Below are 15,209 nucleotides of genomic sequence, written 5' to 3'. Positions count from 1 at the left end.
AATAAATTAGGAAGGAATGAACAAACCAGATCAGATCGGACGCACGCTGCCAGTCACAATCGCAGCGCCAAATTCCCGCATCAGGGTTTGCACGAAAGAGTCGTTTTGTATTGCCAGCTCAGCCTGTTGCTGCCGCACCTCGCGGTCCGCGACTGCTTTTGCGTTGGCCGTCAGTTCAACAGCACCGATTTTGCTTTCCACCCGAATGTTTTTACCAAAACGTTCAGATAAAGCGGCAGCTAACTTATCGATACTCCCCGCAGACAATAAGGTCGATAGCGGAACGCGCAATTCAAACACAAAAGCATTCCCGTCTTGCTTGCAATGAATCAGTTCGCTTTGCTGCGCCAGTTGTTGTGCCACACCGCGCACAGGCAAACTCGCAGCCAGGACTGGCCAGTTACCATCCCATTCCAACGCAGGAACCGGACCCGACCACAAAGTGCGGTCCATAGCCACTGGCTCGACGTTTGCCACTGGTGGAACTGTGGCAGTTGCCACAGCAGGCGTTTCTGATACAGCCACTGGCGCCAAAGACTCAGCGACTGTATTTTGCTGAAAATTTCGCGTCACCGCAGGACTCGAAATCGGTGCAGATGCGGGCGCAGATGCGGGTGCAGATGCCTGCCAGACGTCATCATCCCATGGCGGCGGCATATCATCCATGCCGACCGGCTCCATTTCCTGCGGTGCTCTGGCAGCCGCAGGCGTAGGTACCGGCGCAGGTTCAGTGGCAGGAGCAACAGAAGGTGCAATCTTAGCAACAGCAACCGGGGCAGGCATTGCAGAGGCGACAGAAGAAACAGGAACAACTGGCGTCACAATCGGCGCGACATCATTTTCTTGCTTCGATGCCGCAGGCTTTGACGTCGATCCGGCTTTTGCGCTGGCCGCTCGGGCAGCGGCAAGCGCGGCCATTGCAGGGCTCATCGGCTTTGCAGCCGGAACATCAGTTGTAACCGTCGCCATTGGCTGAGTTGAGACATTCTGCTGAGTCTGAGCAGAAGCAGAATTTATCGCCGCCGTTTTAACAGGTATTGCAGGTGCCACCGGTGTTGACGGAACAGTTCCCCTTACCGGAGCAGAAGGCATCCCATTACCCGGGCGAGGAGCTGGCGATATACCCGTGCCGCCTGACTGCGTCAGCACGCCACCATCCACCGGACGGAAAGCCAGCATACGCAACAGCGTCATGCTGAAACCGGCATATTCATCGGGTGCCAGCGCCAGTTCATTCCGGCCATGCACAGCGATCTGGTAAAACAACTGCACTTCTTCTTTGTTAAATACGTTCGCCAGGCGCAACACCTGTTCACGCTCAGGCAAATCATCAGCAACTGCTGCCGGCACCATCTGCGCAATCGCCAGCTGATGCAGCAAAGTACCGAGATCCTGCAACGCGGATTTATACGACAAACTGCGTGCGGCCATTTCATCTGCCACATCCAGCAGGGCTTTGCCGTCATTCTCAGCCAGCGCATCCAATAAACGGATCAGATACGATTGATCCAGCGCACCGAGCATCCCTTGCACCGCGTCGAGACTCACTTTACCAGCGGCATAAGCAATCGCCTGATCTGTCAGAGATAAAGCATCGCGCATAGAACCATGCGCGCCTTGCGCCAGCAAACGCAGCGCTGGCTGCTCGAATTCAATGTGTTCCTGCCCGAGAATATTTTCCAGGTGACCAACAATATGACCCGGTGGCATTTGCTTGAGATTAAATTGCAGGCAACGCGACAAGACCGTGACCGGAATTTTTTGCGGGTCTGTCGTTGCCAGAATGAATTTGACGTGTTCAGGCGGTTCTTCCAGCGTTTTCAACATGGCATTGAAAGCGTGGTTGGTCAGCATGTGCACCTCGTCGATCATATACACTTTAAATCGTGCATTCGACGGCGCATAAATTGCCTGCTCCAACAGCGATGCCATTTCATCGACACCACGGTTAGACGCCGCATCCATCTCTATATAATCGACAAAGCGGCCAGCATCAATGGCGACACAGGCGTCACAGACTCCGCAAGGGCTGGCGGTAATGCCGGTTTCGCAGTTAAAGGATTTGGCCAGTATGCGTGACAACGTCGTTTTACCGACACCACGTGTTCCGGTAAACAGATAGGCGTGATGCAGCCGCTGCTGCTCCAGCGCATGCGTTAAAGCACGGACCACGTGCTCTTGCCCCACCAGCGTGTCAAAGCTTTTGGGACGATATTTTCGGGCGAGAACTTGATAGGACATCTTGCGATTTTACCCTATTCGTTGCGCGACATAGTGCCTGCAGCAAAGGAAATTTAAATAACTGATCGCCATCATTCCCGCCCTTCATGTCTATCCAATTGCTCCTGCAAATGCAGCATGATCTTATCCCGCTGACGCAGCTCTTCACGTAAGGCCTGAACTTCGCGCGTCAACACCCGGATATCAGCATGAAATTCCCGCTCGAACAGTTTTTCCTCTTCACCAACAAACAGCGCTGCGATATTTGCCGTGACTATAGAAAACATCGCGTAACCGAGCAGCACAATAAACACCGCAAAAATTTTTGATGCCGGGGTCGATGGCACGATATCCCCGTAACCAACAGTTGCTACCGTCGTAAACGCAAGCCAGACACCATTGGCGTAACTATTTACGTTCGGTTCCAGCCAGTAAAAACCGGCGCCGGCGGTGCTCAACATTAACAAAGCCAAACCTATCACCTGCATCAGATGACTGGGTTTTAATTTCTGCAAGAGCAGCGTTGCCATTCTCAGCAGAATCACCGTGCAGAGTGAGAGTCGCAGCAACCACTCAATCACACCCCACTCACCACTGGTCGGCCAACCACTCAGCACACAACCAATAATAATGATGGCATCCATAATCAGTTTGCCGTGGCGACGGCGACGACGATGACGGTTTTTTGCCCACTGCAGATAAACATCGACAGCGATAATGAGCGCGGAAAAAATGTATGTACCGTGCCCGATTTTCCGGTACACATCGGTCTCACCGGCCAGCAACAAATAAAAGGCGGGGATAGACAACAACAAGCCGCCCAGCAAAATGGGACGAGAAAACCACGCAATAAACCTTTGCGTCATCGGATAGAGAGTACGACTCATTTCAAATATACATTTCAGAAGGAAAAGACAGCGATTGGTAATTCTGCGGAAAAAACAATGGATGCAAACAGCCATGATTTCAGCTTTCATTCTGGTGTGCAATTAAAATCAAAACGATTCCAAAATGAACGACGCTGAACGCAACAATACTGGCAAAAAGTAAGGGTGGGAGAGTGGAAAACAGACGGATGGGAAACGGAGGAAGGTTGGCGAGCCTGATCTGCGGCACTTGCGGTAAATGACTGTGGCTGCTTCGTTCCCGACCTGACCAGATTGGCCATGCCGCAATGCGCAGGGGCCCGCCAGTGCGCATTATAGCGCAATCCTGCATAGATATGCACAAGTTTCCGAGCGAGAAATGCTACTTCAAATTAACGGGAAGGATGACACCAACGCTCGACAGGAAATTTTGTCGCACTGACGCAGCTTAGAGTGACGCCCTGACCCAGAGAATACTCTGCTCGGACAAACGATAACGCTGCCAGCAACACTAAAGAATCGACATACCGAAAAGCAATGTTGCTCATATATATGTAGCAGCACACAATCAAGGGAGTATGTAGGAAATATCGCTACTTGCCGTTAATAACAAACGACCTTCTAGCTATATAGACCCATACTCCCCCGAGTATGTGAACGGTGCAGCGGATGAACCTGCAAACTGAATATACTTCAGAGCCCGAGCTGTTGCCAGATCTGATCGACCCGGGTTTTCACTTCTGGCGACATCGTGATTGTCGTCCCCCATTCGCGATCAGTTTCACCTGGCCATTTATTGGTCGCATCTATCCCCATTTTCCCGCCAAGCCCGCTGACTGGCGAGGCGAAATCCAGATAATCGATAGGCGTGTTATCGACCAGCGTGGCATCCCGCACCGGATCGACGCGGGTGGTGATGGCCCAGATCACCTCTTTCCAATCACGAATATTCACGTCCTCATCCACCACCACGATGAACTTGGTATACATGAACTGACGCAGAAAGCTCCAGACGCCGAACATGACACGCTTGGCATGACCTGCATACGATTTTTTCATTTGCACTACCGCCATACGGTAGCTGCAACCTTCCGGCGGCAGATAAAAATCAGTAATCTCGCTGAACTGCTTTTGCAGCAAAGGAATAAACACTTCATTCAAAGCAACGCCAAGTATCGCCGGCTCATCCGGTGGTTTACCGGTATAGGTCGAGTGATATATAGGATCACGACGCATGGTGATTCTGTCTATCGTAAATACCGGAAACCAATCCTGCTCATTGTAATAACCGGTATGGTCGCCATACGGCCCTTCCAATGCGTGCTCATAGCCAGATGCATGGTTCTCATCAGGATAGATATGCCCTTCCAGCACAATTTCTGCCGATGCAGGCACGCGCAATTCACTGCCGATCGCCGTCACCAACTCAGTGCGACTGCCGCGCAGCAAACCGGCAAACTGATATTCAGACAGACTATCCGGCACGGGCGTCACCGCACCTAAAATGGTCGCCGGATCAGCGCCCAGCGCCACGGCAATTGGATATGGCTTTCCTTTATTGACGATACAGTGCTCACGAAAATCCAGCGCACCGCCACGATGAGCAAGCCAGCGCATAATCACCTTATTCCGCCCCAGCACCTGCTGGCGATAGATACCCAGATTCTGGCGCTTCTTGTTCGGTCCTTTGGTAATCACCAATCCCCATGTAATCAGCGGCGCGACATCGCCTGGCCAGCAGTGCTGTATCGGCAGGCGGGAAAGATCAACATCATTTCCCTCCCATACGATCTCCTGACATTTAGCACCGCGAACTTCTTTCGGCGCCATATCCCACACTGCTTTCACCAAAGACCCCATACCCATCAGATCTTTGAGACCTTTTGGCGGCTCCGGTTCTTTGAGAGCCGATAACACATGGCCGATCTGGCGCAACTCACTGACATCATCCGCGCCCATGCCAAGCGCAACGCGACGCGGCGTGCCGAATAAATTTGCTAACACAGGGATGCGATGACCAGTCGGCTTGTTGAATAAAAGCGCCGGGCCTTCGGCACGCAAGGTGCGGTCACAGACTTCAGTCATCTCCAGATGAGGTGAAACTTCGATATCGATCTGCTTTAACTCGTCGATTCGTTGCAGTTGAGAAATAAAATCTCTCAAATCAGAATATTTAATCATTTTTCGCTTTTTTACATGTCTGAATCAGATGATCAAGCTTAATTCGCCAAGTGCTTGATTTTATTGATTTTTGCTGCATTGCGGTAGATTTTATTATACCTATAAGTTATATAAAACAAGTTTGATAGTATTGACTCGATATAAAACCGCCCCTACAATTCGCCCAACTTGATGCAGAAGTCAAAACTTCCGCCACTTTCGATACAAGGAAAGTTTCGCCAATATCGGTAACATCATTCACGGGGATCGGGCCCCACACAACATTGTAAGGATTGTTTTCAAAAGGCGTCTGCCTTCCCCCGAAAATAGTTGTTTATCACTGGACACTCCAGTACCAAGTCTGACGGACTTAATTTGATAAACAGCTCCGGCGTCTTCCGATCGCGACTTGCGACGAGGACGATGTTTCTGATTCGCGAAAGTATAAATTTGCAAACGGCTTGTCGTTCGGCTTTTTTGCGACGCGTATATTCAGGAGGTAATATGTTTCAACGTTTTATTTTAGCTGTACAACAAAGTAGTTTAACTAAACAAGAGAAGCGCGCCGCGCTGCAATCAGTAGCACGTGATACAACCAGCGGTTTTATCACTTCCATGCGCCACCTGTTCATGGCTTTTGGTATCACCTCCATCGCTATGCTGGCGATGATGTTTATCAAACCTGAACTGGCTGACAAATTTAAAAATCTGTCTCCCTTCGCTGAGGCAGAAAACACTGTCGAAGCAGAAGTACCCCCACCAAGCCTTGCAATGCTGATGCAAGCACCAGGCAAGGTCAATACCAGTGCCAACGTACATGCGGCTGGATACTCTGAAGAAGATGCCAAAATGCTGGGCAATCAACGCCAGCAGGAATGGGTTACCAACTGGTTATCAAAACGTTATCGCGTCGCCAGTGATGCAACCAATATGCTGGTGTCAGCGGCGTATCTGACAGCCAAAGAAATCAAGCTTGACCCTTTACTGATCCTGTCAGTGATGGCAATTGAATCCGGCCTGAATCCGTTCGCGGAAAGCCCTGTCGGCGCACAAGGCCTGATGCAGGTCATGTCCAAAGTCCATCACGAAAAATTTGAGGATATGGGCGGCGTCAAAGCAGCATTGAACCCGGTCGCCAATATCAAAGTCGGCGCTTTGATTCTGAAGGACTATGTGTCACGCACTGGCTCTGTTGAAGCTGGCCTGAAGATGTACGTTGGCGCAGGGGCTTTTGACTCTGATTCCGGCTACGGCTCAAGGGTTCTGACCGAATATAAACGCCTGAAAGACGTTTCTGCCGGTAAGAAAGTACCGACAACATTTGCCGCACCAGCGACCGCAGCACCGTTACCGCGCCCACTGGAAGCGGCACCGGCGATAAAAACCGAACCAACAGAAGCAAAAGCAAAAACAACGCATACCGAACAGGTTGCTGCGCTGTAAGCTGTTCCGCTAAAAAAAAGCAGCCTGACGCTACATCAGGCTGCTTTTTTTATTTGTATGCTGGTCTTGATTGCAAAAACCGGCTGAGCCGCGCCACGGCTTCTTGCAGATTCTCAAATGAATTCGCATACGAAAGACGCACATAGGTATTGGCTGTCGCCGGACCAAAGTCCAGCCCGGGAACTATCACGACTCCTGCTTGCGTCAGGACTTCCTTTGCAAAAGCGTCAGCATCGTCGGTAAAACGCGAGCAATCGGCATAGACATAAAATGCACCGTCAGGCATCACAGGAATTCCAAAACCCAACTCCCGCAATGCAGGCACGATGTAATCACGACGGCGCCTAAACTCTGCTTTACGGTTTTCGTAAATCGCCATTGTTTCAGGCGTAAAACAGGCAAGTGCTGCATGCTGGGCGACAGACGACGCGCAGATGAACAGATTTTGTGCGAGTTTTTCGATTTGTGGCACGATGCGTTCCGGCACAACGATCCAGCCCAGACGCCAGCCCGTCATGTTGAAATACTTGCTGAAGCTGTTAATCACAACCACATCGTCATCCAGCGACAGCGCAGAAAATGGCGCTGCATCATAGGATAAGCCCTGATATATCTCATCAACAATCGTAAAGCCACCGCGCTGCTTTACGCTGGCAATGATTGCCTTCAACTCGGAGGTGCTGATCGAGGTGCCCGTTGGATTGGATGGCGACGCCAGCAATACGCCGCTGGTATTGTCACCCCAGTTCTGACGCACCATCTGATCGGAAAGCTGAAATCGATCCTCGGCGCCGCTCGCCACCAGTTTCGCCTGACCATTAAACGCCGCAACAAAATGGCGATTACATGGATAACAAGGATCTGGCATCAAGACTTCTTTGCCTGGCTCAACCAAGGCCGCACATGCCAGCAACAGCGCAGCCGAGGCTCCGGCAGTCACAATAATGCGTGAAGCCGGAATCGTCAGACCGTATTGCTGCAAGTAATACGTCGCAATGGCTTCGCGCAAAGCAGGCAGGCCGAGAGCGGACGTATATTGCAAACGTCCATCTGACATCGCTTTAGCTGCAGCATCAATTACTGTCTGCGGCGCCGTAAAATCCGGTTCGCCTATCCCCATATGAATCAGATGACGCCCCTGCTCTTCCAGCATCGAAGCCATCTTCATCAACTCCATGACATGAAACGGGGCAATATGATCGAGACGGGAGGCGAGATTATTATGCATACAAATGAAACCCTGAAAAAAAACCGCCTGTTTTCTTTCGTAGAAAAGAGGCGGTGTGATCTGTGTTACCGGAATATAAAGAATTACTTCGCAGCGACCTCGTTCGGACGCAATTTAGCGGCCAGCTTATCCAAAACACCATTGACGTATTTATGACCATCAAGGCCACCAAAAGATTTGGTCAACTCTACCGCTTCATTAATCACGACACGGTAAGGAATTTCTACATGATTTTTGAGCTCATACGCACCGATCAATAAAACTGCATGTTCTATCGGTGACAATTCAGCAATCGTGCGGTCAATCAACGGTGCAAAATCTTCGCGCAAGGCGATGGAATTATTGATCGCGCCATGCAACAAGGCATCAAAATGCTCACGATCCGCTTTATCAAAGCCATGTGCCTGACGAATATGCGCATCAATCACGCCGGAATCTTCATTATTCAACAGCCATTGATACAGGCCTTGCAACGCAAACTCGCGCGCGCGGTGACGTGGTGAACGGCTTTTACTTGGATTGGCGTGTATGGAATTATTATTCATATTTTCTCTTGCTGAATTCTTGCTTGATCTTACTTGTTCTTCAACTGCGGTGTCAGCGCCGAACCTGCATCAATACAGATGCAAGCCGGCCTGAACACAACTTAAGCGTCGTAATCGACTTCTTCTGTGGCTTCTGCCAATTCTTCAAGCGCCAGGGTCAGATTCGCCATTTCAACTGCGACCCGTGCCGCATCTGTGCCTTTTTCAAACATGCGGACTTCTGCCTGTTCATCGTTTTCTGTCGTCAGAATCGCATTCGCGATAGGAATGCCGGAATCCAGACCAACACGGGTGATGCCGGCACCGGATTCATTCGATACCAACTCAAAGTGGTAAGTCTCGCCACGGATAACAGCACCTAACGCGATCAACGCATCGAATTGATTGGTTTCAGCCAGCTTTTGCAATGCCAACGGCACTTCCAGTGCGCCCGGTACAGTGACATGCAAAATATCTTCGTTCATCACACCAAGACGTGCGAGTTCAGCAAGACAAGCTGTCAGCAAGCCATTGCCGACGACTTCGTTAAAACGTGCCTGCACGATACCGACGCGTACACCCGCGCCGTCCAGATTTGATTCGTAATGTCCTACTGTCATAATATTCTCTCTCGCGCTGACGCGCCTGAATGGGATGGTTAACAAAAACTAGAAACCAGAAACAACTGAGCACGACGACAATATTATTGCGCTGCTTCCGGCTTATCCATGTAACCGACTACTTCCAGATTAAACCCTGTCATTGAAGGCATTTTACGCGGACTGGCCAACAGCTTCATCTTACGTACACCAACATCTTTCAAAATTTGTGCGCCGATACCATAGTTACGCAAATCCATGCGGGCAGCGCGACCAGTCGCAGGGCGGCTGTCTGGCGTTTGCAGCGCTTTAAACTGATCAAACATTTGCTCGGCAGTTTCTTCGCAATTTAACAACACGATGACGCCGGAATCCGCCGCTTGCACCGTCTGCATCGCCGCCGCGATATTCCATGAATGCGTGGTCGCCTTGCTTTCCAGCAGATCAAGTATCGATACCGGCTGATGGACGCGCACCAGCGTTTCTTTTTCTGCCGAAATATCACCGTGGATCAAAGCCAGATGCGCTGATCCGCTTGGTTTGTCGCGATACACCACCGCCTGAAAACTGCCATGCACTGTATCCATCTTACGTTCGGCAACGCGATCGACGATGCTTTCAGTCTGACTGCGGTAATGAATCAGATCAGCAATCGTACCGATTTTCAGTTGATGTTCTTTAGCGAATTCGATCAGATCAGGCAAACGTGCCATCGTGCCGTCGTCCTTCATGATCTCGCAGATCACAGAAGCTGGTGTCAGCCCCGCCATTTCAGTCAGATCGCAACCAGCTTCCGTATGGCCGGCACGCATCAGCACGCCGCCCTTTTGTGCTTTTAACGGGAACACGTGACCTGGCTGCACGATGTCATGCGCAGTCGATTTCTTGTCCACCGCCACTTGCACAGTACGGGCGCGGTCTGCGGCGGAAATACCCGTTGTCACGCCTTCTGCGGCTTCAATCGATACCGTAAAATTGGTGCCGAACGAGGTGCCGTTGCGGCTGGTCATCATGGCTAGGTTCAGCTCATCGCAACGTTCTTCTGTCAATGTCAGGCAGATCAGGCCACGGCCATATTTCGCCATAAAATTAATCGCTTCCGGCGTGACGAATTCCGCTGCCATCACCAGATCACCTTCATTTTCACGGTCTTCTTCGTCAACCAGAATCACCATGCGTCCAGCGCGCAATTCTGCGACGATTTCTAATGTATTTGACATGCTCATAGGGGAATATCCTGTAGTGGGCTCAGCACCGGCGCTTGAGGCGGCGCTCCACTGACTGCATTTGAATGAAGTCGCTATTTTAAAGGATTTCCAGAAACACTTCCCGTGCTTTCTGCGGATTCTGCCGTCTTTTTAGCTGATTTGAATCATGCCGCGACCGATTTCTACAACTTTGCCGCCGACCCTGATCGTTTTATCAAGCGCCACGTCCAGATACAACTGGCTAGGGCGTCGCATTTGCACGCCCTGCTCCACCACGAGGCTGGCGGGTAGATCACGCCCTGACGTCAGCCACCAGCCGCCCAGATTGGCGCAGGCAGAGCCGGTCGCGGGGTCTTCACCAACACCACCTTCAGGGCGGACAAAGAAATAACGTGCAGTCACCGGCTGGCGGCTTGCCGCATCCGCACCGAAAGCAGCGTCAAACGCAAAGAGATACGCAGTGCGCCGCCCCAGACTGCTTACAGGCCAGGTATCCAGTAAAGCGGCATCCGGTCGCGCGCGACGCACTGCATCCGGTGTTTTCAGAGCAACTAATAATTGATCAGACCCGGTACTCACCCACAGCGGCGCTGACAATAAGTCGTCTTCGCGTAAGCCCAGCAAGCGGGCAATTTCTGCCGGACTCACCTCACACTCGCGCGTCTGCACCGCCTGCGGCGCGGCAAACGCCCAGACCTGATCACGCAGGTTCAGCGGCACTATTCCCGCTTTACATTCCAGCGTCAGCGCATCTCCAGCTGCATCTCCCACATGACAAAGCGCAGAGACGACATGCGCAGTACCGATGCTGGGATGACCGGCAAACGCCATTTCTGTGCCCGGCGTAAAAATCCGCATGCGTGCTGTTGCTGTGTCGGACGGCAGAATAAACGTTGTTTCCGATAAATTGAACTGCAAAGCCAGCGCCTGCATTTCAGCATCCGATAAGCCTTCGGCATGTTCAAACACACACAAAGGATTACCACCAAAATCAGACTCAGCAAACACATTCAGGATTCGGTATGGGTAGCTACGCATCATCATTCACCTTATGACATACGACTATGGATGGTCGGCATGACCTCGCATCTGACCAGCGCAAAGCATGTTGCACGCATCGCAGGAAACTTCAAAAAAACAAGAAAAGAAGGGAGTATGTGCAATTTTCGCCTTATTGTCAGCATAAAATAAGGCGCTTAAAACATACTCCAGGGAGTATTATTTTTGAGCAATACACCCGTACCCCACCGCATACGAGCGCACTCTTCCTGAGAATTCAACGTGCAATATCAAATGACCACATATTTTTATTGATGAGTCAGATTTTTTTCATGTCGAACTGATTTTATCGGCACGAAAAATCGACAGGCAAGGAGCAATTCTCAACCTCACAAAGTCGGCAGAAAATCGTCGTAATGCTTCGCGCATGATGCAACCAAATGAATTGCTTAGCGCGGAATATCTGCAAGTCTCGGTTTAATAACGATGCGATATTGCTTGTCTGGGGTTGTGTATTCAAATGAGGGGGTTTGTGCAATAGCAGCAGACATATCTAGTTGCTGAATGAGAATCCAACCCTTGTCTCCGTTTTGATAAATAAGCGATTCCACATATGAACGCTGACCTTGAGGTTTTTGCGCTATGCTGACTATCTTTATCTGATTATCTACTTCGACACTGGCTTTTTGACCAAATTCAGACAACAGTACGGGTTGTGCCAGAATTTCACCATTTCTCTTGATGGATATCTCAAAACGCACTCCTTTACCACGAATATCAAGATCAGCTTCATTCAACTTCAACAAGCTGCAACTAGTAATTGTCAGAGATAAGACAAGCAAACCAAAAACACTGGCTGTTTTTTTGAAGCCATGCTGCGATTTGACTTCCCTCATAAACAAACGAAATACGCGCTGCTTTAACATCGTGTTCCTTTCAAAAAGTTGACTCCCAAAGGCGACTTGATGCGACACCAATAAATTCATTTCCGCGCACGCTTGCAAGGTCCGCGCATATGAAAAAGCGTCGCCGCAAGCCTGAACCGCCAAATCATCGCAAGCATGCTCACGCTCCAGATCGATGCAGCGTGAAAGATAAAGCAATGCTGGATTAAAAAAGAACACGATTTTCAACACAATCTGCACATAGTTAATCAGGACGTCGTTGCGTCTGATATGTGCCAATTCATGAAGGATAATCATCTCAATTTGCAGCGGACTCAAACCGAGAAATACACTGCTTGGCAACAGTATGATGGGATTAAAGTAACCGACAACACATGGAATAGATAATTTCTGAGACAAGCGAATAGCAACATCTCTACTTACGCCGATATTCTTTTTTAATCGTGCCAATGCGATCTGCCATTCGGCGTTGCGTATCTCTGTACTTTGCCGCTTCAATAGCCAGCTACGTATTACTTCAGTGACTAATTTCATCAGAAAAAATAGGATGCCGACGACCCAGAACAGTGCTATCCAAACCAGAAAGCGCATTTCAACTGGCAACTCACTTGCTGACCATGCAGCCATTGTTTCGCTCAAACGACCTGTCGTTGGGGCGATTATGTCTTGTGTAACGCGTGATTTATACAACTGAGAAAAAGTGAGTGTGCTCCATGCTCCGCAAATCACCATACTAAGACTGTATAGATTACAACGCAGGCTGGAATTATTTAGCGCCGTCAATTGTGAAATTGCCAGCGCCAATAGAGCAATCAAACTACACTGCCATATTGAATGAATGACGGTCCATCCCAATGCAAAAACAATGGAAGAAATCGTTTCGGCATCGACACTCATCATTTTCCTCCCTTGTCTTCAATTAAACGGGCACTCAATGAGCTCCGAGGCTGAGTATCTGTTGGAGAGGAAGATTCAAGCTGATTCAGGAATTTTTTTAACTCCAGGACTTCACCTTTACTCACAGCTTGATTTCCAAAGAGACTCATCACTAGCGCTGTCTTCGATCCGGCAAATGCACTATTCAATAGGCGCTCGAGCAACGACACTTGGGTCGATTGTTGATTTTCAAGCGGGTAGTAAATATGACTCCTACCATCCCTCCGCCGCCCAAGCAAACCTTTTTGCTCCATGATCTGCATGGTCTTGAGAGTAGTTGTGTAACCAACAGGGCGTATTTGGCAAAGTTCATCATTTACCGCCTGGATTTTACTTTCACCTAATCGCCACAAAATGGCAAGAATTTCTAGCTCAGCAGGGGTGGGAGGATTCATATAGTCACATTCCAAAATATTAATTACGAAATTCATCGTAATTATATACGAAGCTTTTCGTAATTTGATGATATCTCTATTTATCTGTTGTTTTAACTACGTCCTGAGCGAAGTTGCACGCCACATACGATCTGATCGTCCAGATACAAAAATAAGAATCATGGATCAGGCACATCGACAAAAAATACACATACACTAAAGGTGACCGTAAAAGACAAGCAAAAATGTTTTTATCGCCAACAGAGGCTGTTATGCTGAACGCATACTTTCGAAACTACCATTTTGATCATCATGTTAGAACTTCGTCCCGGCTGTGAACATTGCGATACCGATTTACCGCCTGCCGCGAGCAATGCGCGGATTTGCAGTTTTGAATGTACTTTTTGTGCTGATTGTGCAGAGACGATATTGCATAACGTTTGCCCGAATTGCGGCGGAGGTTTCAGCCCGCGCCCGGTGCGTCCGGCGCAGAACTGGAAAGGCGGCAATGATCTGGCAAATTATCCGGCAAGCACCGCCAGAAAATACCGCCCAGTTGATCTGGCTGCGCATCAAGAGTTGCTGCAACGTTTGCAAGGACGCGCTGCGGATCAACGCTGACACGCTGACTTTCAAATAAGCAGAACCAGAAGCTACCTGAAAGCAGCCCTCCACCTTCCCCACCTTTTTTGACGGACGATATGTCGCAGAACAGCCTTAGCCCCCGCCACCTTCTGATGGCATTGATCGTGGTGTTTTTGTGGGGGATGAATTTCGTCGTCATCAAAATCGGCCTGCGCGGCATTCCGCCATTTCTGATGGGAACGCTGCGTTTTATGCTGGTTGCTTTTCCGGCGATACTGTTTTTACCGCGTCCGAAAGTGTCTCTGAAACTGTTAGTGGCGTATGCGATGACGATCAGTCTGGGGCAATTCGCTTTTCTGTTTTCCGCCATGGCGATAGGCATGCCAGCGGGTCTTGCATCACTGGTGTTACAGGCGCAGGCTTTTTTTACGGTGGGTTTATCGGCGCTCGTTTTTGGCGACAAGCTGCGCCCCAGCAACCTGCTGGGGATGCTGATTGCCAGCACAGGGCTGGTCTTGCTCGGCAGCGCCAGCATCGCCAGTTCGGCCAGTCAGGTCACCTTAGCGGGTTTTGCACTGACCATTTGCGCCGCCATTTCGTGGGCAAGCGGCAATGTGATCAGTAAGAAAATCGGCCCGACAGCCGTACTGAGTCTGGTTTCATGGAGCGCACTGGTGCCGGTGATTCCTTTTTTCCTGCTGTCACTCTGGTTTGAAGGCCCCGATCAGATCAGTCACAGCCTGATGAATATGAGTCTGCCATCGGCGCTGACCATTGTTTATCTGGCGTTCGCCGCCACCCTGACGGGCTACACTTTGTGGGGACGATTACTGGCTAGTTTGCCCACGCACATGGTCGCGCCACTGACTTTGATGGTGCCGGTGATCGGCCTGACTGCCGCCTGGGTATTACTCGGCGAGGCGCTCAGCGCGTTGCAGATCGCCGGTGCACTGATCGTGATGGGAGGTTTGCTGATCAATGTGTTCGGGTCGCGGTTGCTGAACCACTTGCGGGACATTTTCCGCTCCCGCTGATCAGCCCTCACATACAAACCCCAAAAAACAAAATCTCAGTCGAAAAAAATACACTCTCAAAAAAATGCGCCTCAGCAGGCAAAAACCTGCGGAAAGGCGCATCAATAAACAGGCAATCAGCAGAAGTT

Annotated in this window: 13 protein-coding genes and 1 other RNA gene; 3 read left to right on the top strand and 11 right to left on the bottom strand. The window is 50.1% G+C overall.

Features of this window, described 5'->3' with window-relative positions; translation table 11 throughout:
- Positions 1-30: 30 nt before the first annotated feature.
- The 4 genes from H8K29_RS15715 to ubiD all read right to left on the bottom strand — a co-directional run bounded on the left by H8K29_RS15715 (position 31) and on the right by ubiD (position 5,264).
- Entirely contained in the window at positions 31-2,241 is a 2,211-nt protein-coding gene (locus H8K29_RS15715) for a DNA polymerase III subunit gamma/tau (protein ID WP_186898347.1), read from the bottom strand.
- Positions 2,242-2,312: 71 nt separating this feature from the next.
- The gene (locus tag H8K29_RS15710) at positions 2,313-3,107 is read right to left on the bottom strand and encodes an ion channel (RefSeq protein WP_186883569.1); all 795 of its coding nucleotides are present in this window, start codon (positions 3,105-3,107) and stop codon (positions 2,313-2,315) included.
- Between the two features lie 205 nt (positions 3,108-3,312).
- Positions 3,313-3,411: signal recognition particle sRNA small type (gene ffs / locus H8K29_RS15705), an RNA gene on the bottom strand.
- Between the two features lie 368 nt (positions 3,412-3,779).
- On the bottom strand, positions 3,780-5,264 hold the full coding sequence (ubiD, locus tag H8K29_RS15700) for a 4-hydroxy-3-polyprenylbenzoate decarboxylase (protein WP_186898424.1): 1,485 nt from the start codon (positions 5,262-5,264) through the stop codon (positions 3,780-3,782).
- 486 nt (positions 5,265-5,750) lie between these two features.
- Here ubiD and H8K29_RS15695 point away from each other — a divergent pair, with 486 nt between their 5' ends.
- Complete coding sequence (locus tag H8K29_RS15695; RefSeq protein ID WP_186898346.1) at positions 5,751-6,689, top strand: transglycosylase SLT domain-containing protein; 939 nt, start codon at positions 5,751-5,753, stop codon at positions 6,687-6,689.
- Positions 6,690-6,738: 49 nt separating this feature from the next.
- Here H8K29_RS15695 and H8K29_RS15690 read toward each other — a convergent pair whose 3' ends face one another.
- The 7 genes from H8K29_RS15690 to H8K29_RS15660 all read right to left on the bottom strand — a co-directional run bounded on the left by H8K29_RS15690 (position 6,739) and on the right by H8K29_RS15660 (position 13,483).
- Positions 6,739-7,917, bottom strand: coding sequence for a pyridoxal phosphate-dependent aminotransferase (locus tag H8K29_RS15690; RefSeq protein ID WP_186898345.1), 1,179 nt, complete (start codon positions 7,915-7,917; stop codon positions 6,739-6,741).
- A gap of 83 nt (positions 7,918-8,000) precedes the next feature.
- Positions 8,001-8,462, bottom strand: a complete 462-nt coding sequence (gene nusB, locus H8K29_RS15685; protein WP_186883572.1) for a transcription antitermination factor NusB — start codon at positions 8,460-8,462, stop codon at positions 8,001-8,003.
- A gap of 101 nt (positions 8,463-8,563) precedes the next feature.
- Complete coding sequence (gene ribH / locus H8K29_RS15680) at positions 8,564-9,061, bottom strand: 6,7-dimethyl-8-ribityllumazine synthase (RefSeq protein ID WP_186883573.1); 498 nt, start codon at positions 9,059-9,061, stop codon at positions 8,564-8,566.
- A gap of 83 nt (positions 9,062-9,144) precedes the next feature.
- The gene (gene ribBA / locus H8K29_RS15675; RefSeq protein WP_186898344.1) at positions 9,145-10,266 is read right to left on the bottom strand and encodes a bifunctional 3,4-dihydroxy-2-butanone-4-phosphate synthase/GTP cyclohydrolase II; all 1,122 of its coding nucleotides are present in this window, start codon (positions 10,264-10,266) and stop codon (positions 9,145-9,147) included.
- A 132-nt stretch (positions 10,267-10,398) separates the two neighbouring features.
- Positions 10,399-11,286, bottom strand: a complete 888-nt coding sequence (locus tag H8K29_RS15670) for a PhzF family phenazine biosynthesis protein (RefSeq protein WP_186898343.1) — start codon at positions 11,284-11,286, stop codon at positions 10,399-10,401.
- Between the two features lie 410 nt (positions 11,287-11,696).
- Positions 11,697-13,052 carry a M56 family metallopeptidase gene (locus H8K29_RS15665; protein WP_186898342.1) on the bottom strand — a complete coding sequence of 452 codons (1,356 nt, stop codon included), beginning with the start codon at positions 13,050-13,052 and terminating at the stop codon, positions 11,697-11,699.
- Positions 13,049-13,483, bottom strand: a complete 435-nt coding sequence (locus tag H8K29_RS15660; RefSeq protein ID WP_186898341.1) for a BlaI/MecI/CopY family transcriptional regulator — start codon at positions 13,481-13,483, stop codon at positions 13,049-13,051. Before H8K29_RS15660 ends, H8K29_RS15665 begins: the two co-directional genes overlap by 4 nt.
- A 291-nt stretch (positions 13,484-13,774) precedes the next feature.
- Here H8K29_RS15660 and H8K29_RS15655 point away from each other — a divergent pair, with 291 nt between their 5' ends.
- Both H8K29_RS15655 and H8K29_RS15650 read left to right on the top strand, forming a co-directional pair.
- Complete coding sequence (locus H8K29_RS15655) at positions 13,775-14,083, top strand: DUF1272 domain-containing protein (protein ID WP_186898340.1); 309 nt, start codon at positions 13,775-13,777, stop codon at positions 14,081-14,083.
- An 80-nt stretch (positions 14,084-14,163) separates the two neighbouring features.
- Positions 14,164-15,081, top strand: coding sequence for an EamA family transporter (locus H8K29_RS15650; RefSeq protein WP_186898339.1), 918 nt, complete (start codon positions 14,164-14,166; stop codon positions 15,079-15,081).
- The last annotated feature ends 128 nt before the right edge of the window (positions 15,082-15,209 follow it).

Source organism: Undibacterium sp. CY21W (genome assembly GCF_014284265.1).
Taxonomy (GTDB): domain Bacteria; phylum Pseudomonadota; class Gammaproteobacteria; order Burkholderiales; family Burkholderiaceae_D; genus Undibacterium; species Undibacterium aquatile.
This window is presented reverse-complemented; position numbering and strand designations above follow the sequence as displayed.

What these genes read in the sequence shown, in the direction of transcription:
- H8K29_RS15665 (WP_186898342.1), bottom strand. Translation starts at nt 13,052, where the DNA reads ATGATGAGTGTCGATGCCGAAACGATTTCTTCCATTGTTTTTGCATTG.
- H8K29_RS15660 (WP_186898341.1), bottom strand. Translation starts at nt 13,483, where the DNA reads ATGAATCCTCCCACCCCTGCTGAGCTAGAAATTCTTGCCATTTTGTGG.
- H8K29_RS15715 (WP_186898347.1), bottom strand. Translation starts at nt 2,241, where the DNA reads ATGTCCTATCAAGTTCTCGCCCGAAAATATCGTCCCAAAAGCTTTGAC.
- H8K29_RS15690 (WP_186898345.1), bottom strand. Translation starts at nt 7,917, where the DNA reads ATGCATAATAATCTCGCCTCCCGTCTCGATCATATTGCCCCGTTTCAT.
- H8K29_RS15670 (WP_186898343.1), bottom strand. Translation starts at nt 11,286, where the DNA reads ATGCGTAGCTACCCATACCGAATCCTGAATGTGTTTGCTGAGTCTGAT.
- ribBA (WP_186898344.1), bottom strand. Translation starts at nt 10,266, where the DNA reads ATGAGCATGTCAAATACATTAGAAATCGTCGCAGAATTGCGCGCTGGA.
- nusB (WP_186883572.1), bottom strand. Translation starts at nt 8,462, where the DNA reads ATGAATAATAATTCCATACACGCCAATCCAAGTAAAAGCCGTTCACCA.
- H8K29_RS15695 (WP_186898346.1), top strand. Translation starts at nt 5,751, where the DNA reads ATGTTTCAACGTTTTATTTTAGCTGTACAACAAAGTAGTTTAACTAAA.
- H8K29_RS15650 (WP_186898339.1), top strand. Translation starts at nt 14,164, where the DNA reads ATGTCGCAGAACAGCCTTAGCCCCCGCCACCTTCTGATGGCATTGATC.
- H8K29_RS15710 (WP_186883569.1), bottom strand. Translation starts at nt 3,107, where the DNA reads ATGAGTCGTACTCTCTATCCGATGACGCAAAGGTTTATTGCGTGGTTT.
- ribH (WP_186883573.1), bottom strand. Translation starts at nt 9,061, where the DNA reads ATGACAGTAGGACATTACGAATCAAATCTGGACGGCGCGGGTGTACGC.
- H8K29_RS15655 (WP_186898340.1), top strand. Translation starts at nt 13,775, where the DNA reads ATGTTAGAACTTCGTCCCGGCTGTGAACATTGCGATACCGATTTACCG.